We start from the raw sequence: 22,893 nt of genomic DNA, 5'->3' as shown, positions 1-22,893 counted from the left end.
GTTTTGCTTTTGCAGTGAACCGAGCCCACCCATGTCCAGCGCCACCGCCCCGATCCTGATCACCGGCGCAGCCCAGCGCGTCGGGCTGCATTGCGCCCGACGGTTGCTGGAAGACGGCCAACCGGTGATCGCGACCTATCGCACCGAACGTCCCGGCGTGCAAACGCTGCGTGAGCTGGGAGCGATCATGCTCTTCGCTGATTTCTCCAGTGAAGCGGGGATACTGGCCTTTATCGAACAGCTCAAGCAGCACACCGACCGACTGCGGGCTGTCGTGCACAACGCCTCGGCCTGGCTGGCCGAAAATCCGGGCAGTGAGGCAGCGGCGTTCAACGCCATGTTCAGTGTGCATATGCTTGCGCCCTACCTGATCAACCTGCATTGCGCCGAACTGCTGCGGCGCTCGACGCCAGCGGACATCGTGCATATCGGCGATGATGTGACACGCAAGGGCAGCAGTCGGCATATCGCCTATTGCGCCACCAAGGCCGGCCTGGAAAGCCTGACCCTGTCGTTCGCGGCGAAGTTCGCGCCCGCCATCAAAGTCAATGGCATCGCCCCGGCCCTGCTACTGTTCAACCCCGAGGACGACGCGGCCTACCGTGCCAAGGCCCTGGCCAAGTCCGCCCTGGGCATCGAACCCGGCAGCGAAGTGGTCTACCAAAGCCTGCGTTACTTGCTGGACAATCCCTACGTCACCGGCACGACCCTGACCGTCAACGGCGGGCGGCACGTCAAATAGCCCTGCCCCGAGGATGCACCATGACGCTATCCCTGCCCCAGAACTACCGCGAGATCCTCATTGGCCTGGGCGAAGACCCGGAGCGCGAGGGCTTGCTGGACACCCCGGTACGGGCGGCCAAGGCGATGCAGTACCTGTGCAACGGCTATGAACAAAGTGTCGAGCAGATCGTCAACGGCGCCCTGTTTGCCTCGGACAGCGATGAAGTGGTCATCGTCGCCGACATCGAGCTGTATTCGCTGTGCGAACATCACCTGTTGCCCTTCATCGGCAAGGCCCATGTGGCTTATATTCCTACGGGCAAGGTCCTGGGACTGTCGAAGATCGCCCGATTGGTGGATATGTTCGCGCGCCGCCTGCAAATCCAGGAAAACCTTACCCGGCAGATCGCCGACGCGGTGCAACAGGTCACCCAGGCCGCCGGCGTGGCGGTGGTGATCGAAGCCCAACACATGTGCATGATGATGCGCGGTGTCGAAAAACAGAACTCGACCATGAACACCTCGGTGATGCTCGGCGCCTTTCGCGAGTCCAGCACCACCCGCCAGGAGTTCTTGCAATTGATTCGACGGAGCAAATAAATGCCACAACTTCAGCCAGCCATGGCACGCATCAAGGTCAAGGACCTGCGCCTGCGCACCTTCATCGGCATCAATGAGGACGAAATCCTCAACAAGCAGGACGTGCTGATCAACCTGACCATCCTGTATGCAGCACAGGAGGCAGTCCGCGATAACGACATCGATCATGCGCTGAACTACCGCACCATCACCAAGGCGATCATCGCCCACGTGGAAGGCAATCGCTTCGCCCTGCTCGAACGCCTGACCCAGGAATTGCTCGACCTGGTCATGGCCAACGAATCGGTGCTGTACGCCGAGGTCGAAGTCGACAAGCCCCACGCCTTGCGATTTGCCGAGTCGGTCTCGATCACCTTGGCTGCAAGCCGCTAGCCGCAAGCTACCCCTATCCTTACATTCGCAGTGAGTCCTATGTCTCCTCAAGAACGCCTCGAACTCGAAGCCGCCGCTTTCCGCCGGCTGGTCACTCATCTGGACAGCCGCAAGGATGTGCAGAACATTGACCTGATGAACCTCGCCGGTTTCTGCCGCAACTGCCTGTCCAAGTGGTACAAGGCCGCCGCCGATGAGCGCCAGATCGAGGTCAGCCTCGACGACGCCCGCGAAGTGGTCTACGGCATGCCGTACGCCGAATGGAAAGCCCAATACCAGCAAGAAGCCAGCGCCGAACAACAAGCGGCGTTCGCCAAAGGAAAACCCGATGCTTGATCTGAATGCCCTGCGAACCCGCCTCAAGAGCGGCGAACACCTCTTTGCCGACACCTTGGCCTTTATCGCCGCCGGCTACGACTACCAGCCACAGGCGTTCAACAACGGCGGCGTAGAAAACGCTGCCGGGCAGAACGAAGGTTCGTGCAAGACCCTGGGCCTGGCGCTGCTCGAAGGCTTGAGCGATGAAGAAGCACTCCTGGCGTTTGGCGAACATTACCGCTCGGTGCTGGCCACGCCCGAAGGCAGCGATCACGGCAATATCCGTGCGCTGATGGTCCATGGGTTGGCGGGGGTGAAATTCGAGGCGCAGCCGCTGCAACGGCGCTGATCAACCCTGCCTGTGTGGTGAGATCCGCTTTTGTGGCGAGGGAGCTTGCTCCCGCTGGGCTGCGCAGCAGACCCAAACAGTCAAACTCAATTGGCCCGATACACCGCGTTGCCTGGTTTGAGGGCCGCTGCGCGCCCCAGCGGGAGCAAGCTCCCTCGCCACGGGTTGCGTAACCCTAATGCGACACCGCGCCTACATCCCGACTTTTAAGATTGACCCGGCAACTTTATTTCGTTTGCCGGGCCCCTCCGCTCGCGGCTTGAATATCGCAAGCCTTCTTGCCTTGCGAGCCGTCATCCATGAACAGCGACACCATCAGCCAGTCGATCTCTATCGTTCACCCTGTTTGCCTGAACCACGGTAAAAATGCCGAAGTCTGGGACAGCGATGGCAAGCGCTACATCGATTTCGTCGGCGGCATCGGTGTGTTGAACCTCGGCCATTGCCACCCGCGTGTCGTCGAGGCCATCCGCGAACAAGCCACCCGGCTCACCCACTATGCGTTCAACGCAGCACCTCATGCCCCTTACATCCAGTTGATGGAGCGCCTGGCGGCGTTTGTCCCGGTGAGTTATCCGATCAGCGGCATGCTCACCAACAGCGGCGCAGAGGCAGCGGAAAACGCCTTGAAGATCGTACGCGGCGCCACGGGACGCACCGCCGTCATTGCGTTTGACGGCGCGTTCCACGGTCGTACCCTGGCCACCCTCAACCTCAATGGCAAGGTCGCGCCCTATAAACAGAGAGTCGGCGTGCTGCCCGGGCCGGTCTATCACCTGTCCTATCCAAGCCAGGACAACGGTGTAACCTGCGCCGAGGCCCTGAAGGCCATGGAACGGCTGTTCAGCGTTGAGATCGACGTGAATGACGTCGCCTGTTTCATCATTGAACCGGTTCAGGGCGAAGCCGGCTTCCTGGCGCTGGACGTGCCATTCGCCCAGGCCCTGAGGCAGTTCTGCGATGAAAAGGGCATTTTGCTGATCGCCGATGAAATCCAGTCCGGCTTCGGTCGCACCGGCCAACGCTTTGCTTTCTCGCGATTGGGCATCGAGCCAGACCTGGTCCTGCTGGGTAAAAGTATTGCCGGCGGCGTCCCCCTCGGCGCGGTGATGGGACGCAAGGCGCTGCTGGACAACTTGCCCAAGGGCGGGCTGGGCGGCACCTATTCAGGCAACCCCATCGCCTGCGCCGCCGCACTGGCAACGCTGGACGAAATGACCGACGCGAACTTGCACGCCTGGGGCACGCAACAGGAGGAGGCGATCGTCAGCCGCTACGAATCCTGGCGCCGCCGTGGGCTGTCACCTTTCCTGGGCCGCCTGACCGGTATCGGCGCCATGCGCGGTATCGAGTTGGCCCACGCCGACGGCACCCCGGCAGCGGCACAATTGACGCAGCTGCTGGCCCTGGCGCGGGAGGCGGGTTTGCTGCTGATGCCCAGCGGTAAATCGCGGCATATCATCCGGCTGCTGGCGCCGCTGACGACTGAGGCAGCCGTGCTCGAGGAAGGGCTGGACATCTTGGAGGCATGCCTTGCGAAACTGGCCTGAACATCAGGATGCGCTGAGGGAATGACGTAACGAATTTTGCTCGCTTGTCGTACTGGATTTTGACTGGCAATACTGGCCGATTCCCATTTTCAGCCTGATGAGATCGCCGCCACCCACAAGCCCGAGGCAGTCATGTATCACGACAATATAATTTATAAGAAAAAGTCCAATGATCCTCGCTTTCTGCTCGGCATCGCCGTGCTGCTGTTCCTCGGTTCATACCTGACGAACCTGGGCAACAGCACCATCAGCCAGGTCCTGCATCCATTGCTGGGCAACGCGCCGGACAGCCTGACCGCCCGCAATATCGCCACTGGCCTGGCCATCGCCCTGCTGGGCACGCTGAACTTCCACGTGCTGGGGCGCTTGAAGTTCAAGGTGCAGACCACGGTAGTCTGGATCGAACTGCTGATCCTATTCCTGGCTTTCTTCGATACTTTCAACCTGTCCTACAGTTTCATTCTCGAAAAGGTCGGTTTCCTGATCGTCCAAGGGGCCGCGACCACACTGTACATTTCCGCCGTGGCCATTGTGATTGCCTTTGTCCTGGCATTGATCGGCGCGGTGGCCAAGCTGTCGAACAACGGCTTGGCCAATGCCCTCGCTTCGTTCTATACCTCGTTCTTTCGTGGCGTACCGCTGCTGATCCAGATTTACCTGATCTATCTGGGGCTGCCGCAACTGGGCTACGTGGTCGACGCGGTGCCCGCCGGCATCCTGGCCCTGGCGCTGTGCTACGGCGCCTACATGACCGAGATTTTCCGGGCTGGCATCCAGAGTATCCCGGTGGGCCAGTGGGAGGCTTCCCGGGCGCTGGGCATCAGCCCGTTCAAGACCCTGAGCCGGGTGGTCATGCCCCAGGCCCTGCGCGTCATCATCCCGCCCACCGGTAACCAGTTCATCGCCATGCTCAAAGACAGTTCCCTGGTGTCGGTGATTGGCGTCTGGGAGTTGATGTACCTGGCCAAGACCCAGGGTCGTGCAGACTTCCGACACCTGGAGATGTTGATCACCGCAGCGATGATCTACTGGGCCCTTTCGTTCATCCTCGAACGGGTACAGGCGCGTATCGAAAAACGGGTCAATCGATCCACAGCAAGGGGTTGATCCAGATGACTCGAACCAACACCGCCGAGCGACTCGCCCCGGCAGCCGTTGCGCAGGCCGGAGCCCCGATGATTGCCATCAGCGGCCTGAACAAGTGGTATGGCAATTTCCACGCGCTACGGGACGTCGACCTGAACGTCGCGTCCGGTGAGATCCTGGTGGTCTGTGGGCCGTCCGGCTCGGGCAAATCGACGATGATCCGCTGCATCAATCATCTGGAAAACTTCCAGAAAGGCCACATCCAGGTCAACGGCATCGCCCTCACCAGCGAAGCCGAGAGCGTCAGCGCCGTACGCCGCGAAATCGGCATGGTGTTCCAAAGCTTCAACCTGTTCCCGCACCTGAGCGTCATGGACAACCTGACCCTGGCCCCGCAACTGGTGCAGGGCGTGTCCAGCGCCGAGGCAAAAAAACGCGCTCGGGTCTACCTGGAGCGAGTACGCATTGCCGAGCACGCCGACAAATACCCCTCGCAACTGTCGGGTGGCCAGCAACAGCGCGTGGCAATTGCCCGGGCGTTATGCATGAACCCCAAAGTGATGCTCTTCGACGAACCCACCTCGGCCCTGGATCCGGAAATGGTCCATGAGGTGCTGGATGTGATGGGCGAACTGGCCACCGACGGCATGACCATGATTTGCGTGACCCATGAGATGGGCTTCGCCAGCAAGGTAGCCGATCGCGTGCTCTTCATGGACCAGGGCCAGGTGATCGAACAGGCCACGCCCGCCGAATTCTTCAATAACCCGCAGACCGAACGCGCACAGAAATTCCTGTCGCAGATCATCGGTCACTGAGACCCGCTTTACCCCGCATAACAATAACGAAAAGTGGAGATGCACATGCTCAGTCAAAAACGCTTGACCACCCTGGCAGCCGCCCTGTCGCTGCTGTTCGTCGGCGCCGCCAACGCCGGGGCGGTGCTGGACAAGATCCAGAGCAGCAAACAAATGACCGTCGCCACCTCGGCGACCTGGCCGCCACAAGGTTTCATCAACGACAAAAATGAAATCGATGGCTTCGATATCGATGTGTCCAAGGAAATCGCCAAGCGCCTGGGCGTTGCGGTCAAGTTCGTAACGCCCGACTGGGACGTGATCACCGCCGGCAAGTGGAACGGTCGATGGGATATGTCCGTCGGTTCGATGACCGCCACCAGCAGCCGTGCGCGGATCCTCGACTTTCCCGCCACGTACTACTACGTGCCCTACGTTTTCGCCGTACACAACGACTCGACCCTGACCGACCGCAAGGCGCTCAACGGCAAGACCATTGGTGTTGAAGGCGGTACCACCTCCGAAGATTATCTGAACCAGCAACTGGCCATTGAGGCCACGGACATGCCACCGGTCGCCTACGACGTCAAGGCCGGAAAGATGAAGACCTACGCCGGTTCTCTCGCACCGCTGGATGACCTGCGCCTGGGCAACGGCGTTCGCCTGGACGCGATCCTCACCCAACGCAGCACCCTGGAAGCCGCCATCAAGAAGAACTACCCATTGCGGGCCATCGGCGGCACGGCGGTGTTCTACGAACCCTTGGCCATTGCCACCGACAAGGGCGACCCGGAACTGAAGGCCAAACTGGCTGAAATCATTGGCCAGATGCACAAGGACGGTACGCTGACTCAATTGTCGACCAAGTGGTATGGCGTCGATTACTCAGTCGTCAACTAACACACCTTGTGGGGGCGAGCCTGCTCGCTCCCGCACAGAACACTTCAAGGATCGAGCATGTCCTTTCCCACCACCTGGTATTCCCAGACCTCGCTGCCGCGCCCGGCCAGGCCCGGGCTCGATACTCAGGAAAGCTGTGATGTCTGCATCATCGGTGCCGGCATCGCCGGTCTCACCACGGCGCTGGAGCTGACGCGGCGCGGCAAGCGGGTGATCGTGCTGGAAACCCATCAAGTCGGCTGGGGCGCGTCGGGGCGCAACGGTGGAGTGGTTTCACCGGGCTGGGCCGAAGGCTCGGGGGCGATCCGCAAGAAACTGGGGCTGGAACAGGCCAGGACACTGTTCCAGATGTCAGTGGAGGGCGTGGACATCGTGCGCCACAACATCACGGACCTTAACCTGGTCGGTTGCGACCCGTCCGCCGGCACGATCCGGGTCAAACGCTACGACGACAGCGCCGGCGTGAAAAACCATATCGAGAGCATGCGCCGCGACTTCGGTTATGAACTCAATTTCCTCGACACCGCGCAAGTCCGCGAGCGGGCCCACACCCAGCGCTATTTCCAGGGCATCGAAGACCCGAAAGCCCTGCACTTCCACCCGCTCAATTACTGCCTGGGATTGGCCTTGGCCATCGAAGCGGCGGGCGGGCGGATCTACGAAGGTACCAAGATGCTTGCGTGGCAGCGTAAAGGAGACGTCCTTAGCGTCCGTACAGCCTTGGGTGCCGTGCACTGCAACGACCTGGTGTTCTGTGCCGGTGGCTACGGCGGCTCGGAACTGCAAAAACTCAACCGTGCCTACCTGCCCATCGCCACCTATGTGGTGCTGACCGAACCCCTGGGCGACTCGATCAGAGAGGTCCTGGATTCCAGCGCAGCCTTTTCCGACGACCGTCGCGCCTCGGATTACTACCGTGTCGTCGAAGGCGACCGCCTGCTCTGGGGCGGACGTATCACGACGCGCAATGAACAGGACGAAACAGCCCTGGCGACCATGCTCAAGGCCGACATGGTGTCCGTCTATCCACAACTGGCATCGGTGAAGATCGAGCTGGCCTGGTCCGGGCTGATGGGCTACTCCACCAACAAAATGCCCAACCTGGGCCTGCTGGAACCTGGCGTCTGGGCGTGTACGTCATTTGGCGGCCACGGCTTGAACACCGGGTCTATCGGCGCCAGGGTGATCGCGCAAGCCATTTGCGGGGAAAGCGAGCGCTACAAGGTGTTCAAACCTTATTTGCTGGACTGGAATGGTGGACCGTTTGGGCGCGTGGCAGCGAACGCGATCTATCAATCGTTGAAGGTGATGGACTTTGTTCAGGAGCGGTTGCGGGGGTGATGGGATTGGGGAGAGTTCCGGGCATCACACGTCCCCCTGTGGGAGCGGGCTTGCTCGCGAATATGGTGTGCCAGTCAACACTATGCTGGCTGATCCACCGCATTCGCGAGCAAGCCCGCTCCCACAGGGTTGCGTGGAGCCTGAGCACAAAAAAACCGGCCGAAGCCGGTTTTTTATACCTGTCGTGTCAGAACGAAGCGTTCTGCAGACCGTCCAGGTAGCGCTCGGTGTCCAGGGCCGCCATGCAACCGGCGCCGGCCGAGGTGATCGCCTGGCGATAGACGTGGTCGGCCACGTCGCCGGCGGCGAAGATGCCCTCGATGCTGGTGGCGGTGGCGTTGCCATCACGGCCGCCCTTGACCACCAGGTAACCGTCCTTGAGCTCCAGCTGGCCTTCGAACAGCGAAGTGTTCGGTGTATGGCCGATGGCGATGAAGACGCCGTCGACAGTGATCTGGTCAAAGCTGCCGTCGTTGTTCTTCAGGCGGGCACCGGTCACGCCCATGTTGTCGCCCAGCACTTCGTCCAGGGTCGCATTGAGTTTGAGAATGATCTTGCCTTCGGCGACGCGGGCGTTGAGTTTGTCGATCAGGATCTTCTCGGCGCGGAAGGTCTCGCGGCGGTGGATCAGCGTGACGGTGCTGGCGATGTTGGCCAGGTACAAAGCTTCCTCGACGGCGGTATTGCCACCACCGACCACGGCCACGGGTTTGTTGCGGTAGAAGAAGCCATCGCAGGTAGCGCAAGCGGAAACGCCTTTGCCCATGAAGGTTTCTTCCGACGGCAAGCCCAGGTAACGGGCGCTGGCACCGGTGGCAATGATCAGGGCATCGCAGGTGTAGGTCGCGCTGTCACCGGTCAGGGTGTACGGCTTGGCAGCGAAATCCACGGCATTGATGTGATCGAAAACGATCTCGGTCTCGAAGCGCTCGGCGTGTTCCTTCATGCGCTCCATCAGGGCCGGGCCGGTCAGGCCATGGACGTCGCCGGGCCAGTTGTCGACTTCGGTGGTGGTGGTCAATTGACCGCCGGCCTGCATGCCGGTGATCAGCAGCGGCTTGAGGTTGGCACGGGCTGCATAGACCGCAGCACTGTAACCGGCAGGGCCGGAACCGAGAATAATCACTCGCGAATGACGGACTTCAGACATGACCTGCTCCTGTTGACCGGACCTTACGGGCCGGAACGCCGGGTGAGCGGCGCGAATAAAAAAGGACTGTGGATGCACTTGGGGAAGGCTTTGGTTCGACAGTCCTGTCAAAGAATTGGGTGCAGCGTATCGAGGGAGCGAAGATTAAGGAAATACGGTTTAACAATCCAGCTCATAGGTGAGCTCTATCCCCAGCCGTCCCCCCAATAGGGCTTGGCGCGGCAATAAAGGTTGTTACGCGCCGTGTCGCCGCTTTCCCATGCTGGGCAAAGCCGGTAAGGTCGGCGCGTTCACCCTTCGCTCGGAGCCACCTATGCCCGCCCCCGTCCTGTCCGGCCCGCAATATTTGCGAGAAGGCCTCAAGTTGGTCTTGAGCCCGGGCCTGCGTTTGTTCGTACTCTTGCCCCTGGCGATCAACCTGTTGCTATTCGTCGGCTTAATCTACTTGGCCGGCCACCAATTCAGCCTCTGGGTCGACACACTGATGCCATCGCTGCCGGACTGGCTGGGTTTCCTCAGTTATATCCTCTGGCCGCTGTTCGTGGTGCTCGTCGTGCTGATGGTTTTTTTCACCTTTACGATGCTGGCCAACATCATCGCTGCGCCATTCAATGGTTTTCTTGCCGAGAAAGTCGAAGTGGTCGTTCGCGGTACCGATGACTTTCCGGCCTTCAGTTGGGGCGAGCTGGTCGCCATGGTCCCACGTACCTTTGCCCGGGAGGCGCGCAAGCTCGGGTATTTCCTGCCCCGCGCCCTGGGGCTGTTCGTCCTGTCATTCATTCCGGTGATCAACATCGTGGCCGCGCCGCTGTGGCTGCTGTTCGGCGTATGGATGATGGCGATCCAATACATCGACTACCCGGCGGACAACCACAAGCTGGGCTGGAACGAGATGCTCGCCTGGCTGCGGGAAAAGCGCTGGCAGAGCCTGGGCTTTGGCGGCAGCGTGTATCTGGTGCTGCTGATTCCGGTGGTCAATGTCCTGATGATGCCGGCGGCGGTGGCCGGGGCGACATTGTTCTGGGTCCGGGAGCAAGGCGCCGAGACCGCGTTGGCCCGACAGGGCTGAAGCTGTCACGAATCCATCACCCTGGCGTCACAATGACGAAATGGCCCCGGTCGACACTGGGGTCATGACCACACCCTTGCACATCAGCCTCATCACTGAAACCTTCCCGCCGGAAATCAATGGCGTGGCCAATACCCTGGGCCGCCTGTGCGACGGCTTGCGCGCCCGAGGGCATCGGGTGGAGTTGATCCGCCCCCGCCAGGCCAATGACCAGCGCCCGGCCAACGATGAGCAATTGCTGCTGTGCCGGGGCTGGCCGCTGCCGGGTTATCCGGGCTTGCAGTGGGGCCAGGCGTCGATGCACAAGCTGCTGCGGCGCTGGAAACGCCAGCGTCCGGATGTGCTGTACATCGCCACTGAGGGGCCTTTGGGTCTGTCGGCACTGCGAGCGGCGCGGCGCCTGGGCATTTCGGTAGTCAGCGGATTCCACACTAACTTCCAACAATACACCCAGCAGTACGGCCTCGGCTTGCTGAGTCGCCTGCTCACGCATTACCTGCGCTGGTTTCACAACCGCTCCAGCCTGACCCTGGTGCCCAGCCTCAGCCAGCGCCTGGAACTGGAGCGGCGGCATTTCCAGCGGGTGGCATTGCTGTCTCGCGGCGTCGACAGCCAACTGTTCCATCCGGTCAGGCGCTCGGCCAGCCTGCGTGAGTCCTGGGGCCTGGGTGATGACGACATTGCCGTGATTCACGTCGGACGCCTGGCACCTGAGAAGAACCTCGGGCTGCTCCAGCGCAGTTTCGACACACTGCGCAAGGCGTTTCCCGGGCTAAAAATGAAACTGGTGGTGGTGGGGGACGGCCCGCAGCGCGGCGCATTGGAGCAGGCGCTGCCCGATGCGATCTTTTGTGGCCCGCAACGTGGCGAGGCCTTGGCCTGCCATTATGCCTCCGGCGATGTGTTCGTCTTTCCGAGCCTGACCGAAACCTTCGGCAACGTCGTGCTGGAGGCGTTGGCGTCCGGACTGGGCGTGGTGGCCTATGACCAGGCTGCGGCCGCGCAGCACATACGTCACGGCCATAATGGCGTGCTGGCGATGCCGGGGGATGAAGAGGCGTTCTGCGACGCAGTGCGTTGGCTGCTGGAGGAACGCGAAACCCTGCGTTGTGTGAGGCTCAATGCGCGCCAACATGCCAGTCGCCAGGGCTGGGCATCGGTGATCGAGCAATTCGAGGCACAGCTGCGCGGGGTTTGTGTCGGCGAAGCAGTGCTGCCTGCTGCGTCGACAGTGCGTTGAATGTGAGGCGATATTGAGGTCGCCATCGCGAGCAGGCTCGCTCCCACAGGAGACCCTCGTCGAACACTAGGCTGATGTTCGCTGGAGATTGAATGTGGGAGCAAGCTTGCTCGCGATAGCGTCAGTTCAGGTGCCGCTTAAACCAGCGTCATCAACGCCTCGCGGCTGAACGGCAAGATGTCTTGCTCTCGACCTTCACGCACTTTTTGCGCCCAATCCGGGTCCACCAGCAGCGCACGGCCCACCGCCACCAGGTCGAACTCGTCGTTATTCAGGCGTTCCAGCAGTTTTTCCAGGCTGGCCGGTTGCGCGACTTTGTCGGTGTTGACCATGAACTGCAGGAATTCCCCATCCAGGCCGACGCTGCCCACGGTAATGGTGGGCTTGCCGGTGAGCTTGCGGGTCCAGCCGGCCAGGTTCAGCTCGGAGCCTTCGAACTCCGGCTCCCAGAAGCGACGCGTCGAGCAGTGGAAAATATCCACCCCAGCCTCGGACAGCGGCTTGAGGAATTCGTCCAGGGCTTCAGGGGTTTGCACCAGGCGCGCGGTGTAGTCCTGCTGTTTCCACTGGGAGAAACGGAAAATGATCGGGAAGCCCTCGCCCACCGCCGCGCGCACGGCACGGATTAACTCGATGGCGAAGCGCGAGCGGTTGGCCAGGCTGCCGCCGTAACCGTCTGTGCGCTGGTTGCTACCTTCCCAGAAAAACTGGTCGATCAGATAACCATGGGCACCGTGAATCTCCACACCGTCCATACCGATGCGCTGGGCATCTTTCGCGGCCTGGGCGAATGAAGCGATGACCTCATCGATGTCTGCCTGGGTCATGCCGTGGACCACGACCTGGCCATCCTTGAGTTTTTCGCTCGGACCATAGCCCGGCACACCGGCATCCGGCTCGGTGCCGATGCGTCGCACACTGCCCACGTGCCACAGCTGCGGAACGATCTTGCCGCCTTCGGCGTGAACCGCGTCCACCACCTGCTTCCAACCGGCCAGCGCTGCCTCGCCATAGAAATGCGGCACGTTCGGATAACCGTTGGAAGCCTTGTGCCCGACGATCGTACCCTCGGTGACGATCAGGCCGACCCCGGCCGCTGCACGACGACGGTAGTATTCGATGACCTTGGCGTTTGGCACACCGCCCGGCGAAAAGGAACGGGTCATTGGCGCCATCACCACGCGGGTCGGCAATTCGAGGGCGCCAAGGTGGAAGGGTCTGAACAGGGCTTTTACAGGCATGAGGCACTCCACGGGACAAAGTCACAGGTCAATATGACGGGGATAATATGTGGCGTGCCAAGTGCTGGATAGCACTATTGATTGGAATGATTAAGGATCAGAAGGGAGCCGAGAGGATCGCGATGGGTGGGCTCAACCGAATGCACAGCCGGGTGCAAACCTGTGGCGAGGGGATTTATCCCCGCTGGGTTGCGCAGCAGCCCCATCAGCAGCGACCGGGTCTTTCTGACAGACCGAGTTGGCAGGTCTGGGGGCTGCTGCGCAGCCCAGCGGGAGCAAGCTCCCTCGCCACAGGGGTCAGTGCAGGGGCTTCAAGCCAGTGCTTTCTCGATGGCCTGGATCACTGTCGGATCATCCGGTGCCGTGCGTGGGGAGAATCGCGCCAACACGCGACCATCCTTGCCCAGCAGGAACTTTTCGAAGTTCCAAGTGATATCCCCGGGAAACTCGGCGCCCTCGCCCGCCAGCAGGCGGTACAGCTGGTGGCGATCATGCCCGTTCACTTCCAGTTTGCTGGACAGCGGGAACGTCACACCATAATTGAGGCTGCAGAACTCCTGGATTTCCTGCTCGGTCCCCGGCTCTTGCCCGGCGAACTGGTTGCAGGGCAGGCCCAGCACGGTGAAACCCCGGTCTTTGTATTGCTGGTACAGGTTTTCCAGCGCAGCGTATTGCGGCGTCAGGCCACATTTGGAGGCGACGTTGACCACCAGCACGACTTGCCCCTTGAAGGGCGCCAGAGCAAGCTCCTGACCATCCAGGGCTTTCAGTTTAAGGTCGTGAAAAGCACTCATGACGAACTCCAGGTTTGCGATCTTTTCGAAAAAGCCATGGGTGATGCTACCAGCTACCGACGAAAAAGGCGCCGTATGGCGCCTTTCCGGTTCTCTGAGCGTAGCGCAGAAATCAGTGGTGATGACCACCTTCGCCATGGACGTGACCATGGGCGATTTCTTCCTGGCTGGCATCGCGGATGTCGACGATCTTGACCTTGAAGTTCAAACGTTGGCCGGCCAGCGGGTGGTTGCCATCAACGGTGACATCATCGCCTTCCAAGTCGCGGATAGTGACGATCTGCATCTGGCCATCGGGCGCCGAAGCGTGGAACTGCATACCCACTTCCAGTTCGTCCACACCTTCGAACATGCTGCGGCTCAGGGTGCTGACCAGTTCAGCGGAGTATTCGCCGTAGGCGTCTTCCGGCTCGACGGTAACGTCCAGGTCGTCACCGACCGTTTTGCCTTCCAAGGCTTTTTCCAAGCCCTGGATGATGTTGCCTGCGCCATGCAGGTAGACCAGCGGAGCGCCGCCGGCAGAGCTGTCGATGACCTCACCAGCGTCGTTGGTCAGGGTATAGTCGATGGAGACAGCCTTATTGGCGGCGATCAGCATGGGGCGAGACCTTTTGCATAAGAATGAAGAACGGACAAGTCTAAACAAGGATTTGCCCGAAAGCGAACGGAACCCGGACAAACGGACCTGCCCGGACAGACCGACGGTCACCGGTTTCCATCAGGACGAGGATGGGCACTGGGTCGCCGAGCTGTCCTGCGGTCATACCCAGCACCTGCGCCACCAGCCGCCCTGGCAGGCCCGGGCGTGGGTGCTGGATCCGGCGCAACGTATTGAAAAAATAGGCCAGCCCTTTGACTGCGGCTGGTGCGCGCAGGCCCCGGTTAGCGATAACCTTGGCGACTGAATTGTGGGTAGATGACCAGCCATAGGTCACGCCATTGTCATGCACCCTTAGAGAATCCGCATGCAAACTTTTTTTATCGCGCCCACCGATTTTGGTGTGGGTCTGACCTCCATCAGCCTCGGGCTAGTGCGTACTCTCGAACGGGCCGGGCTGAAAGTCGGCTTTTTCAAGCCCATCGCCCAACCTCATCCGGGCGATACCGGGCCGGAACGCTCCACCGAACTGGTGGCCCGCACTCACGGCCTCAAGCCACCGCAACCATTGGGCCTGGCTCACGTCGAGCGCATGCTCGGCGATGGCCAGCTCGATGAGCTGCTGGAAGAAATCATCACCCTTTACCAGCAGGCGGCCGTCGGCAAGGACGTGCTGGTTGTCGAAGGCATGGTCCCGACCCGCAGCGCCAGCTACGCGGCCCGGGTCAACCTGCACCTGGCCAAGAGCCTCGACGCCGAGGTCATCCTGGTCTCGGCGCCGGAAAACGAAGTGCTGACCGAGCTGTCCGGGCGGGTTGAATTGCAGGCGCAGCTGTTCGGCGGGCCGAAAGACCCGAAGGTTCTCGGCGTGATCCTCAACAAGGTCCGTACCGACGAAAGCATCGAGGCGTTCTCCGCACGGCTCAAGGAGCACTCGCCCTTGCTGCGCAGCGGCGATTTCCGCCTGCTGGGCTGCATTCCGTTTCGCCCGGAACTCAACGCTCCGCGCACCCGCGACGTGGCCGACCTGATGGGTGCGCAAGTGCTCAACGCCGGCGATTACGAAACTCGGCGCATGAGCAACATCATCATTTGCGCCCGCACCATGCGCAACACCGTGGAACTGCTCAAGCCCGGCGTATTGGTGGTGACTCCCGGCGATCGCGACGACATTATCCTGGCCGTGAGCCTGGCGGCGATCAACGGCGTGCCATTGGCCGGCCTGCTGCTGACCAGCGACACGCTGCCCGACCCACGCATCATGGATCTGTGCCGAGGCGCTTTCCAGGCGGGCCTGCCGGTGCTATCGGTCAGCACCGGCTCTTATGACACCGCCAACCTGCTCCACGGTTTGAACAAGGAAATTCCGATTGATGACCGCGAACGTGCCGAGATCATCACCGATTTCGTCGCCAGCCACCTGGACGCACAATGGCTGCACCAGCGCTGCGGCACGCCACGGGAAATGCGCCTGTCACCGGCGGTATTCCGCTACCAGCTGATCCAACGGGCCCAGGCGGCGAACAAACGCATCGTGCTGCCCGAAGGCAGCGAACCCTTGACCGTCCAGGCGGCTGCCATTTGCCAGGCACGCGGCATCGCCCGCTGCGTGCTCCTGGCCAAGCCGGCCGACGTCGAGGCAGTTGCTCGTGCCCAGGGCATCGAACTGCCGCCGGGGCTGGAGATTCTCGATCCGGATTCGATTCGCGAGCGTTACGTCGAGCCCATGGTCCGGCTGCGCAAGACCAAGAGCCTGAACGCACCGATGGCCGAGCAACAACTGGAAGACACCGTGGTCATTGGCACCATGATGCTGGCGCTGGATGAGGTCGACGGGCTGGTGTCCGGCGTGATCCATTCCACCGCCAACACCATCCGTCCGGCCTTGCAGCTGATCAAGACCGCCCCCGGCTGCACCCTGGTGTCTTCGGTATTTTTCATGCTCTTTCCCGAAGAAGTACTGGTCTACGGCGACTGTGTAATGAACCCGCACCCCAGCGCTACGGAACTGGCGGAAATCGCCCTGCAAAGCGCCGACTCGGCCGCCGCGTTCGGCATCACGCCACGGGTGGCCATGCTCAGCTATTCCAGTGGCGAATCAGCCAGTGGTGAGGAAGTGGAGAAGGTCCGCGAAGCGACGCTGCTGGCCCACGAAGCGCAACACGGCTTGTTGATCGACGGCCCGCTGCAATACGACGCCGCCGCCAACGAAACCGTGGCGCGGCAACTGGCGCCCAACAGCCAGGTGGCCGGCCGGGCGACAGTGTTTATCTTCCCGGACCTGAACACCGGCAACACCACCCATAAGGCCGTACAGCGCAGCGCCGATTGCGTCAGCCTCGGGCCAATGCTGCAAGGCTTGCGCAAACCGGTGAACGACTTGCCCCGCGGCGCCCAGGTCGACGACATCGTGTACACCATCGCCCTGACCGCGATCCAAGCCGCCAACCGCCCCATGGATATTTAAATGCTCGATTTCCTGCCTGCTCCCCTGCGCGGCGTCATTGCCTCGCTGCTCTTGGCGCTGAACACCATCGCCTGCTGCACGCCGCTGTTCATCGTGGCGATCTTCAAGCTATTGCTGCCCTTCCCTGCCGCCCAGCGCCTCACCGACTGGCTGATGAGCCACATCCACGAAGCCTGGATCAGCAATAACAAGGGCTGGATGAACCTGCTGCGCCGCACCCGCTGGCACCTCAGCGGCCTGGAGGGCCTGGACTATCAGCATTCCTACCTGATCACCAGCAACCACCAGAGCTGGGTCGACATCATGGTGTTGCAGTACGTGCTGAACCGGCGCATCCGCCCGTTGAAGTTCTTTCTCAAGCAGGAACTGATCTGGGTGCCAATCATCGGCCTGGCCTGGTGGGCGCTGGGGTTTCCATTCATGAAGCGCTACTCCAAGGCCTACTTGGAAAAGCACCCGGAAAAGAAAGGCAAGGATCTCGAAACCACCCGCAAGACCTGTGCGAAGTTTCGCAACAACCCAGTCGGTATTTTCAACTTTGTCGAAGGCACGCGTTTCACTGAAGCCAAGCATGCCCAGCAGCAATCACCGTTTCGCTACCTGCTCAAGCCCAAGGCCGGCGGCATAGCGTTCGTGCTCGATGCCATGGGCGAGCAACTGGAATCGATCATCAACGTGACGATGCATTATCCGGGCGGTCGTCCGGGATACTGGGACCTGCTCTGCGGCAACGTGGGAGAGGTGGTGGTGCATTTCCAGGAACTGAAGATCCCGCCGCAATTCGTCGGCAGAAACTACGACCAGGACGGCACGTATCGCCTGGAGTTCCAGGGCTGGATCAACCAGTTGTGGCAGGACAAGGATGCGTTGCTTGAGCAGATGCACCGCGAATACCCAGACCACCGTTAATCCCCTGTGGGAGCGGGCTTGCTCGCGAAAGCGGTGTATCAGCTCGTAAAGACGTTGGATGCTCCACCGTCTTCGCGAGCAAGCCCGCTCCCACAGTAGACCGAGTGGCTCTCTGGAAATGAAAAAGCCCGCCGATGATCACTCACCTGCGGGCTTTTTATTTACAGCGGCCTTGCTTAGATCGCCCCACGCTTGCGCAGCAGATCCAGCACCTGCTTGACGCTCTCCTCCAACGTCAGCGACTGGGTGTCGATCACCAGGTCGGCATCCAGCGGCACATCGTACGGGAAGGACTCGCCCGGGATGTTGTCGCCGGCAGCGGCATACAAGCCTTGCGGATCACGCTGGGCGCATACCGTCGGCGAGGCCTGGACGTAGACCGTCAGCAAGCGTTCCTTGCCGATCAGCGCCTTGGCCTGTTCGCGCCCTTCGGCATCCGGGGCGACAAACGCGGCGAGGGTCAGCAGGCCGGCTTCGTTGAACTGGCGGGCGACATGAGCCGCACGGCGCCAGTTCTCGGTACGCCCGGCGCGGTCCTGAGGCAGGCCCTTGTTCAGGTCATGGCGCAGGTTCTGGCCATCGAGCACAAATACCGCACGGCCCGAATCGAACAACTTGCGTTCAACCGCATAGGCCAGGGTGCTTTTGCCAGCGCCCGACAGGCCACTGAACAGGACCGTGGCCGGTTGCTGGCCGAAGCGCTGGGCGCGTTCTTCCACCGATACATGGGCCAGTTTGCCGTGGTGCGTGCTGCTGCCATGGGCCAAAGGCTGGGCGACGATCATGCCGGCGCCGACCGTACCGTTGGTCAAACGGTCGATGATGATGAACGCGCCGGTGGTGCGGTTGCTCTCGTAACCGTCCAGGGCGATTGGCGCATCGAGCGCGATCTTCACCTTGCCGATTTCATTGAGCTGCAACGCGCTGGCCGGCCCTTCTTCCAAGGTGTTCACGTCGACCTTGTTGACGATGCTGGCAATCGAACCCGGCACGTAGCTGGTGGCGCGCTTGATGTCGTACTTCTTGCCCGGCAGCATCGGCTCTTCAGCCATCCACACCAGCATCGCTTCGAAGCTGTCGGTGACCGGCGGCACGTTGTCGGCATGCACCAGCAGGTCGCCCCGGGAGATGTCGATCTCGTCTTCCATGGTCAGCGTCACCGCCTGGCCTGGGCCGGCGTGTTCCAGCTCGCCTTCGAAGGTGACGATGGATTTGACGCGGCTGCTCTTGCCCGACGGCAATACCACCACTTCGTCGCCCTTGTGCACGATGCCGCTGGCGAGAGTGCCGGCGAAACCGCGGAAGTTCAGGTTCGGACGGTTGACGTACTGCACCGGGAAACGCAGGTCGGTGAAGTTACGGTCGCCCGCCACTTCCACCGTCTCAAGGATTTCCATCAGCGACTGGCCGGTATACCACGGCGAGCGCTCGGACTTGTTCACCACGTTGTCGCCCTTGAGGGCAGACATCGGCACGAAGTGCATGCTGGTGGGCTGCATCTTCAAGCCTTCGGCGAACTTCAGGTAGTCGGCCTTGATCGACTCGAACACGCCCTGGTCGAAGCCTTTCAAATCCATCTTGTTGATGGCGACGACGATGTGCTTGATGCCCAGCAACGAGGCGATGAAGCTGTGGCGACGGGTCTGGGTCTGCACACCGTAGCGGGCGTCCACCAGGATGATCGCCAGGTCACAGGTGGAGGCACCGGTGGCCATGTTGCGGGTGTACTGCTCATGGCCGGGCGTGTCGGCGATGATGAACTTGCGTTTGGCGGTGGAGAAATAGCGGTACGCGACATCGATGGTGATGCCTTGTTCGCGCTCGGCCTGCAGGCCGTCGACCAGCAACGCCAGGTCGATGTCGTCACCGGTGGTGCCGACTTTCTTCGAATCGCGGGTGATGGCTTCCAGGTGATCTTCGTAGATCATTTTGGAGTCGTGCAGCAAGCGCCCGATCAGGGTGCTCTTGCCGTCGTCGACGTTACCGCAGGTCAGGAAACGCAGCAGCTCTTTACGCTCGTGCTGGCCCAGGTAGGCGAGGATGTCCTCGCTGATCAAATCAGACTGATGCGACATGACAACCCCTTAGAAATAACCTTGACGTTTTTTATCTTCCATCGAGCCTGCGCCATCGTGATCGATGACCCGGCCCTGGCGCTCGGAAGTTCGCGTCAGGAGCATTTCCTGGATGATGTCCGTCAGGCTTTCGGCCTCGGACTCCACCGCGCCCGTCAACGGGTAGCAGCCAAGGGTACGGAAACGCACTTTCTTCTTGACGATACGGGCTTTGTCTTCGTCCGACAGGTGCTCGAGGATGCGCTCGTCGTCGATCATGATCAGCGTGCCATTCTTCTCGATCACTTCGCGTTCAGCAGCAAAATACAGCGGCACGATCGGGATGCCTTCGAGGTAGATGTACTGCCAGATATCCAGCTCGGTCCAGTTCGACAACGGGAACACACGGATCGACTCGCCCTTGTTGACCTTGCCGTTGTAGACATTCCACAGCTCAGGGCGCTGGTTTTTCGGGTCCCAGCGGTGCTTGCTGTCGCGGAACGAGTACACGCGCTCCTTGGCGCGGGATTTCTCTTCATCGCGGCGGGCACCGCCGAACGCGGCGTCGAAACCATATTTATCCAAGGCCTGCTTGAGGCCTTCGGTCTTCATGATATCGGTGTGCTTGGCACTGCCGTGGGTGAAAGGGTTGATGCCCTGCGCCACGCCGTCCGGGTTCACATGGGTGATCAGGTCCAGGCCCAGCTCCTCGACCATGCGGTCGCGGAACTTGTACATTTCCTGGAACTTCCAGCGGGTGTCGACGTGCATCACCGGAAACGGCAGCTTGCCCGGGAAGAACGCCTTGCGTGCCAGGTGCAGCATCACGGCGGAGTCTTTACCGATGGAGTACAGCATCACCGGGTTATCGAACTCGGCGGCCACCTCGCGGATGATGTGGATGCTTTCCGCCTCCAGCTGTTTCAGATGCGTCAGTTTGTCGACCATGGCTACTCACGAAAACTTTCTTATGAACGGCCAGCGGGCCGTGTTCGAGCGGGGAATCCTAGCACAGCGACCTCTTCTATTCAGGGCGCCAACTAGATCGAAACAGCATATGGATATGCCCGGTGGTTCGGGCCCATATCCATCTTTGTGAGCATGCTTATTGTGGGAGCGGGCTTGCTCGCGAATGCGGTAGTTCAGTTGCATAAATGTTGACTGAGCCATTGCATTCGCGAGCAAGCCCACTCCCACAGGGTTCACAGTGTCTAAATGGGATTCGGACAATCGATAAAGATATGTTCCAAGGCAAACCGTCGCGCCAGGTAATCACCCAGCGCCTGCACGCCGTAGCGTTCAGTCGCATGGTGCCCGGCGGCGATGAAGCTGATGCCGTTTTCCCGGGCGCTGTGGAACGTCTGCTCCGAGGCTTCGCCGCTGAGGTAGAGATCAACGCCGGCCAACACCGCCTGGTCGATATAACCCTGGCCGCCGCCCGTGCACCAGCCGACCCGACGGATCATCTGTTCACCTTCGATCAGCAGCGGCTCGCGCCCCATCGCCTCCTGGACCTTGCGGGCGAAATCCCGAGGAGTCATCGGTTCCGACAGGGAGCCGACCAGGCCGACGACCTTGGGATTTTCCGGATCCAGCGGGCCCTCGACGGTGATGTCCAACTGACGGGCCAATTGCACGTTGTTACCCACCTCAGGGTGCAAATCCAGCGGCAGATGATAGGCCAGCAGGCTGATGTCGTGCTTGAGCAAGGTTTTCAGCCGACGCTGTTTCATCCCGGTGACACAAGGGTTCTCGCCCTTCCAGAAATAACCATGGTGCACCAGCACCAGGTCGGCCTCGGCCGCGACCGCGGCATCGAGCAACGCCTGGCTGGCGGTGACACCACTGACAATGCGCGTCACCTGTGGCGCGCCTTCGACCTGCAGGCCGTTGGGGCAATAATCTGCGATCCGGCCGCTTGCCAGGTAACGATCCGCTTCTTCGACCAGGGTGCTCAGGGCGACGGCCATGAAAAGACTCCTAAATATCCCGTTCAGAGGCGCGTGCGGCCTCGTATAATGCGCGTCATTATGGGCGGTCTCATACCGCCTGCAACCTTTGTAGGACGTGCTTAATGCTCAAGGCGCTGCGTTTTTCCGGCTGGCCGCTGTTGGCTGGCGTGCTTGTCGCTCTACTGATTATCCAGCGCTACCCCGAATGGGTGGGCTTGCCGAGCCTCGACGTCAATCTGCAACAGGCCCCGCAAACCAAGGCCGTGCAGCAGGGTCCCGTGTCCTATGCCGACGCGGTGACGACCGCCGCCCCGGCCGTGGTGAACCTGTACACCACCAAGGTCATCAACAAGCCCAGCCATCCGCTGTTCGAAGATCCGCAGTTCCGCCGCTTCTTCGGTGACAACTCGCCCAAGCAGAAGCGCATGGAATCGAGCCTGGGTTCGGGCGTGATCATGAGCCCGGAAGGTTATATCCTGACCAACAACCACGTCACCGCCGGTGCCGACCAGATCGTGGTTGCCCTCAAGGATGGCCGCGAAACCCTGGCCCGCGTGATCGGAAGTGACCCGGAAACCGACCTCGCGGTACTCAAGATCGATTTGAAGAACCTGCCAGCCATCACCATCGGCCGCTCCGACAGCATCCGCATCGGCGATGTTGCCTTGGCCATCGGTAACCCGTTCGGTGTCGGCCAGACCGTGACCATGGGCATCATCAGCGCCACCGGGCGCAACCAGTTGGGCCTGAACAACTACGAAGACTTCATCCAGACCGATGCCGCCATCAACCCCGGCAACTCTGGCGGCGCGCTGGTGGATGCCAATGGCAACCTCACCGGGATCAACACGGCGATCTTCTCCAAGTCCGGCGGCAGCCAGGGCATCGGTTTTGCCATTCCGGTGAAGCTGGCGATGGAAGTGATGAAGTCCATCATCGAACACGGCCAGGTGATTCGCGGCTGGCTGGGCATCGAAGTCCAGCCGCTGACCCAGGAGCTGGCGGAGTCCTTCGGCCTGTCCGGGCGCCCGGGAATCGTGGTCGCGGGGATTTTCCGCGACGGCCCGGCGCAGAAGGCCGGTTTGCAACTGGGCGACGTGATCTTGAGCATCGACGGCGAACCCGCCGGCGATGGGCGCCGTTCGATGAACCAGGTGGCGCGGATCAAGCCCACCGACAAGGTCACGATCCAGGTCATGCGCAACGGCAAGGAACTCAAGCTCACCGCTGAAATCGGCCTGCGTCCACCGCCGGCGCCGGTTGCGGCCAAGGAAGAAGAGTAGAGCCAAAGACGCCTCTAAACCTGTGGGAGCGGGCTTGCTCGCGAATGCAGTGGATCAAGCGAAGAGATATCGACTGACACTACGCATTCGCGGGCAAGCC

Annotated in this window: 23 protein-coding genes; 16 read left to right on the top strand and 7 right to left on the bottom strand. The window is 61.1% G+C overall.

Annotated features, from left to right (window positions below; genetic code table 11):
- Window positions 1-31 precede the first annotated feature (31 nt).
- The 10 genes from folM to PFLQ2_RS23440 all read left to right on the top strand — a co-directional run bounded on the left by folM (window position 32) and on the right by PFLQ2_RS23440 (window position 8,036).
- Window positions 32-742 (top strand): dihydromonapterin reductase, encoded by a 711-nt coding sequence (gene folM, locus PFLQ2_RS23395; protein ID WP_003178067.1) that lies wholly within the window; start codon window positions 32-34, stop codon window positions 740-742.
- Window positions 743-762: 20 nt separating this feature from the next.
- Window positions 763-1,323 carry a GTP cyclohydrolase I FolE gene (folE, locus tag PFLQ2_RS23400; protein WP_003178066.1) on the top strand — a complete coding sequence of 187 codons (561 nt, stop codon included), beginning with the start codon at window positions 763-765 and terminating at the stop codon, window positions 1,321-1,323.
- Window positions 1,324-1,695, top strand: a complete 372-nt coding sequence (gene folX, locus PFLQ2_RS23405; RefSeq protein WP_003178065.1) for a dihydroneopterin triphosphate 2'-epimerase — start codon at window positions 1,324-1,326, stop codon at window positions 1,693-1,695.
- A gap of 39 nt (window positions 1,696-1,734) precedes the next feature.
- The gene (locus tag PFLQ2_RS23410; RefSeq protein WP_003178064.1) at window positions 1,735-2,031 is read left to right on the top strand and encodes a DUF1244 domain-containing protein; all 297 of its coding nucleotides are present in this window, start codon (window positions 1,735-1,737) and stop codon (window positions 2,029-2,031) included.
- Entirely contained in the window at window positions 2,024-2,362 is a 339-nt protein-coding gene (locus PFLQ2_RS23415; protein ID WP_003178063.1) for a HopJ type III effector protein, read from the top strand. The genes PFLQ2_RS23410 and PFLQ2_RS23415 overlap by 8 nt, the downstream gene beginning before the upstream one ends.
- Before the next feature lie 299 nt (window positions 2,363-2,661).
- Window positions 2,662-3,912, top strand: a complete 1,251-nt coding sequence (locus tag PFLQ2_RS23420) for a 2-aminoadipate transaminase (protein WP_003178062.1) — start codon at window positions 2,662-2,664, stop codon at window positions 3,910-3,912.
- Window positions 3,913-4,044: 132 nt separating this feature from the next.
- Window positions 4,045-5,019, top strand: coding sequence for an amino acid ABC transporter permease (locus PFLQ2_RS23425; RefSeq protein ID WP_003178061.1), 975 nt, complete (start codon window positions 4,045-4,047; stop codon window positions 5,017-5,019).
- Between the two features lie 5 nt (window positions 5,020-5,024).
- Complete coding sequence (locus PFLQ2_RS23430) at window positions 5,025-5,816, top strand: amino acid ABC transporter ATP-binding protein (RefSeq protein ID WP_033045913.1); 792 nt, start codon at window positions 5,025-5,027, stop codon at window positions 5,814-5,816.
- Window positions 5,817-5,861: 45 nt separating this feature from the next.
- The gene (locus PFLQ2_RS23435) at window positions 5,862-6,695 is read left to right on the top strand and encodes a transporter substrate-binding domain-containing protein (protein WP_003178059.1); all 834 of its coding nucleotides are present in this window, start codon (window positions 5,862-5,864) and stop codon (window positions 6,693-6,695) included.
- A gap of 57 nt (window positions 6,696-6,752) precedes the next feature.
- On the top strand, window positions 6,753-8,036 hold the full coding sequence (locus tag PFLQ2_RS23440; protein WP_003178058.1) for an NAD(P)/FAD-dependent oxidoreductase: 1,284 nt from the start codon (window positions 6,753-6,755) through the stop codon (window positions 8,034-8,036).
- A gap of 187 nt (window positions 8,037-8,223) precedes the next feature.
- Here PFLQ2_RS23440 and trxB read toward each other — a convergent pair whose 3' ends face one another.
- Complete coding sequence (gene trxB, locus PFLQ2_RS23445) at window positions 8,224-9,186, bottom strand: thioredoxin-disulfide reductase (RefSeq protein WP_003178057.1); 963 nt, start codon at window positions 9,184-9,186, stop codon at window positions 8,224-8,226.
- A 313-nt stretch (window positions 9,187-9,499) separates the two neighbouring features.
- Between trxB and cysZ the strand changes: the two genes are divergently transcribed.
- Together cysZ and PFLQ2_RS23455 are read left to right on the top strand one after the other, a co-directional pair.
- Window positions 9,500-10,255: a sulfate transporter CysZ gene (gene cysZ, locus PFLQ2_RS23450; protein ID WP_003178056.1), complete on the top strand. Its 756-nt coding sequence runs from the start codon at window positions 9,500-9,502 to the stop codon at window positions 10,253-10,255.
- Between the two features lie 40 nt (window positions 10,256-10,295).
- A complete protein-coding gene (locus PFLQ2_RS23455) occupies window positions 10,296-11,495 on the top strand; it encodes a glycosyltransferase family 4 protein (RefSeq protein ID WP_003178054.1) in 1,200 nt (399 codons plus the stop codon).
- 137 nt (window positions 11,496-11,632) lie between these two features.
- Here PFLQ2_RS23455 and PFLQ2_RS23460 read toward each other — a convergent pair whose 3' ends face one another.
- The 3 genes from PFLQ2_RS23460 to PFLQ2_RS23470 form a co-directional block, all read right to left on the bottom strand.
- Window positions 11,633-12,736: an NADH:flavin oxidoreductase gene (locus PFLQ2_RS23460; protein WP_003178052.1), complete on the bottom strand. Its 1,104-nt coding sequence runs from the start codon at window positions 12,734-12,736 to the stop codon at window positions 11,633-11,635.
- Window positions 12,737-13,047: 311 nt separating this feature from the next.
- Window positions 13,048-13,530, bottom strand: coding sequence for a glutathione peroxidase (locus PFLQ2_RS23465; RefSeq protein ID WP_003178051.1), 483 nt, complete (start codon window positions 13,528-13,530; stop codon window positions 13,048-13,050).
- A gap of 112 nt (window positions 13,531-13,642) precedes the next feature.
- Window positions 13,643-14,128 carry an FKBP-type peptidyl-prolyl cis-trans isomerase gene (locus tag PFLQ2_RS23470; RefSeq protein ID WP_003178049.1) on the bottom strand — a complete coding sequence of 162 codons (486 nt, stop codon included), beginning with the start codon at window positions 14,126-14,128 and terminating at the stop codon, window positions 13,643-13,645.
- Between PFLQ2_RS23470 and PFLQ2_RS27530 the strand changes: the two genes are divergently transcribed.
- The 3 genes from PFLQ2_RS27530 to PFLQ2_RS23480 are packed head-to-tail and all read left to right on the top strand — an operon-like array spanning window position 14,097 to window position 17,504.
- Complete coding sequence (locus PFLQ2_RS27530; protein ID WP_088021764.1) at window positions 14,097-14,435, top strand: DUF3565 domain-containing protein; 339 nt, start codon at window positions 14,097-14,099, stop codon at window positions 14,433-14,435. The two genes, PFLQ2_RS23470 and PFLQ2_RS27530, sit on opposite strands and share 32 nt — an antisense overlap.
- A 60-nt stretch (window positions 14,436-14,495) precedes the next feature.
- Window positions 14,496-16,595, top strand: coding sequence for a phosphate acetyltransferase (gene pta / locus PFLQ2_RS23475; RefSeq protein WP_003178048.1), 2,100 nt, complete (start codon window positions 14,496-14,498; stop codon window positions 16,593-16,595).
- Window positions 16,596-17,504 (top strand): acyltransferase, encoded by a 909-nt coding sequence (locus PFLQ2_RS23480; protein WP_003178045.1) that lies wholly within the window; start codon window positions 16,596-16,598, stop codon window positions 17,502-17,504.
- A 176-nt stretch (window positions 17,505-17,680) separates the two neighbouring features.
- Here the strand turns inward: PFLQ2_RS23480 and cysN are convergent, their stop codons facing one another.
- From cysN to PFLQ2_RS23495, 3 genes are all read right to left on the bottom strand, one after another.
- Window positions 17,681-19,579 carry a sulfate adenylyltransferase subunit CysN gene (gene cysN / locus PFLQ2_RS23485; RefSeq protein WP_003178043.1) on the bottom strand — a complete coding sequence of 633 codons (1,899 nt, stop codon included), beginning with the start codon at window positions 19,577-19,579 and terminating at the stop codon, window positions 17,681-17,683.
- Between the two features lie 9 nt (window positions 19,580-19,588).
- Complete coding sequence (gene cysD, locus PFLQ2_RS23490; RefSeq protein ID WP_003178041.1) at window positions 19,589-20,506, bottom strand: sulfate adenylyltransferase subunit CysD; 918 nt, start codon at window positions 20,504-20,506, stop codon at window positions 19,589-19,591.
- Between the two features lie 263 nt (window positions 20,507-20,769).
- Entirely contained in the window at window positions 20,770-21,528 is a 759-nt protein-coding gene (locus PFLQ2_RS23495) for a Nif3-like dinuclear metal center hexameric protein (RefSeq protein ID WP_003178039.1), read from the bottom strand.
- A 104-nt stretch (window positions 21,529-21,632) separates the two neighbouring features.
- Between PFLQ2_RS23495 and algW the strand changes: the two genes are divergently transcribed.
- Window positions 21,633-22,793, top strand: a complete 1,161-nt coding sequence (gene algW, locus PFLQ2_RS23500) for a Do family serine endopeptidase AlgW (RefSeq protein ID WP_003178037.1) — start codon at window positions 21,633-21,635, stop codon at window positions 22,791-22,793.
- The last annotated feature ends 100 nt before the right edge of the window (window positions 22,794-22,893 follow it).

Origin of the sequence: Pseudomonas fluorescens Q2-87 (genome assembly GCF_000281895.1) — a bacterium.
Lineage (GTDB): Bacteria > Pseudomonadota > Gammaproteobacteria > Pseudomonadales > Pseudomonadaceae > Aquipseudomonas > Aquipseudomonas fluorescens_S.
Note: the sequence above shows the minus strand (reverse complement) of the source record. Positions and strands in the feature narration are given on the sequence as shown.

Bases quoted from the DNA above. Each gene is read 5' to 3' on its own strand.
- PFLQ2_RS23480 (WP_003178045.1), top strand. From the start codon at position 16,596: ATGCTCGATTTCCTGCCTGCTCCCCTGCGCGGCGTCATTGCCTCGCTG.
- folE (WP_003178066.1), top strand. From the start codon at position 763: ATGACGCTATCCCTGCCCCAGAACTACCGCGAGATCCTCATTGGCCTG.
- PFLQ2_RS23420 (WP_003178062.1), top strand. From the start codon at position 2,662: ATGAACAGCGACACCATCAGCCAGTCGATCTCTATCGTTCACCCTGTT.
- PFLQ2_RS23435 (WP_003178059.1), top strand. From the start codon at position 5,862: ATGCTCAGTCAAAAACGCTTGACCACCCTGGCAGCCGCCCTGTCGCTG.
- algW (WP_003178037.1), top strand. From the start codon at position 21,633: ATGCTCAAGGCGCTGCGTTTTTCCGGCTGGCCGCTGTTGGCTGGCGTG.
- trxB (WP_003178057.1), bottom strand. From the start codon at position 9,186: ATGTCTGAAGTCCGTCATTCGCGAGTGATTATTCTCGGTTCCGGCCCT.
- pta (WP_003178048.1), top strand. From the start codon at position 14,496: ATGCAAACTTTTTTTATCGCGCCCACCGATTTTGGTGTGGGTCTGACC.
- PFLQ2_RS23470 (WP_003178049.1), bottom strand. From the start codon at position 14,128: ATGCTGATCGCCGCCAATAAGGCTGTCTCCATCGACTATACCCTGACC.
- PFLQ2_RS23440 (WP_003178058.1), top strand. From the start codon at position 6,753: ATGTCCTTTCCCACCACCTGGTATTCCCAGACCTCGCTGCCGCGCCCG.
- PFLQ2_RS23465 (WP_003178051.1), bottom strand. From the start codon at position 13,530: ATGAGTGCTTTTCACGACCTTAAACTGAAAGCCCTGGATGGTCAGGAG.
- cysD (WP_003178041.1), bottom strand. From the start codon at position 20,506: ATGGTCGACAAACTGACGCATCTGAAACAGCTGGAGGCGGAAAGCATC.
- PFLQ2_RS23410 (WP_003178064.1), top strand. From the start codon at position 1,735: ATGTCTCCTCAAGAACGCCTCGAACTCGAAGCCGCCGCTTTCCGCCGG.
- folX (WP_003178065.1), top strand. From the start codon at position 1,324: ATGCCACAACTTCAGCCAGCCATGGCACGCATCAAGGTCAAGGACCTG.
- PFLQ2_RS23430 (WP_033045913.1), top strand. From the start codon at position 5,025: ATGACTCGAACCAACACCGCCGAGCGACTCGCCCCGGCAGCCGTTGCG.
- PFLQ2_RS23495 (WP_003178039.1), bottom strand. From the start codon at position 21,528: ATGGCCGTCGCCCTGAGCACCCTGGTCGAAGAAGCGGATCGTTACCTG.
- PFLQ2_RS23455 (WP_003178054.1), top strand. From the start codon at position 10,296: ATGGCCCCGGTCGACACTGGGGTCATGACCACACCCTTGCACATCAGC.
- PFLQ2_RS23425 (WP_003178061.1), top strand. From the start codon at position 4,045: ATGTATCACGACAATATAATTTATAAGAAAAAGTCCAATGATCCTCGC.
- PFLQ2_RS27530 (WP_088021764.1), top strand. From the start codon at position 14,097: ATGGAGACAGCCTTATTGGCGGCGATCAGCATGGGGCGAGACCTTTTG.
- cysZ (WP_003178056.1), top strand. From the start codon at position 9,500: ATGCCCGCCCCCGTCCTGTCCGGCCCGCAATATTTGCGAGAAGGCCTC.
- PFLQ2_RS23415 (WP_003178063.1), top strand. From the start codon at position 2,024: ATGCTTGATCTGAATGCCCTGCGAACCCGCCTCAAGAGCGGCGAACAC.
- PFLQ2_RS23460 (WP_003178052.1), bottom strand. From the start codon at position 12,736: ATGCCTGTAAAAGCCCTGTTCAGACCCTTCCACCTTGGCGCCCTCGAA.
- folM (WP_003178067.1), top strand. From the start codon at position 32: ATGTCCAGCGCCACCGCCCCGATCCTGATCACCGGCGCAGCCCAGCGC.
- cysN (WP_003178043.1), bottom strand. From the start codon at position 19,579: ATGTCGCATCAGTCTGATTTGATCAGCGAGGACATCCTCGCCTACCTG.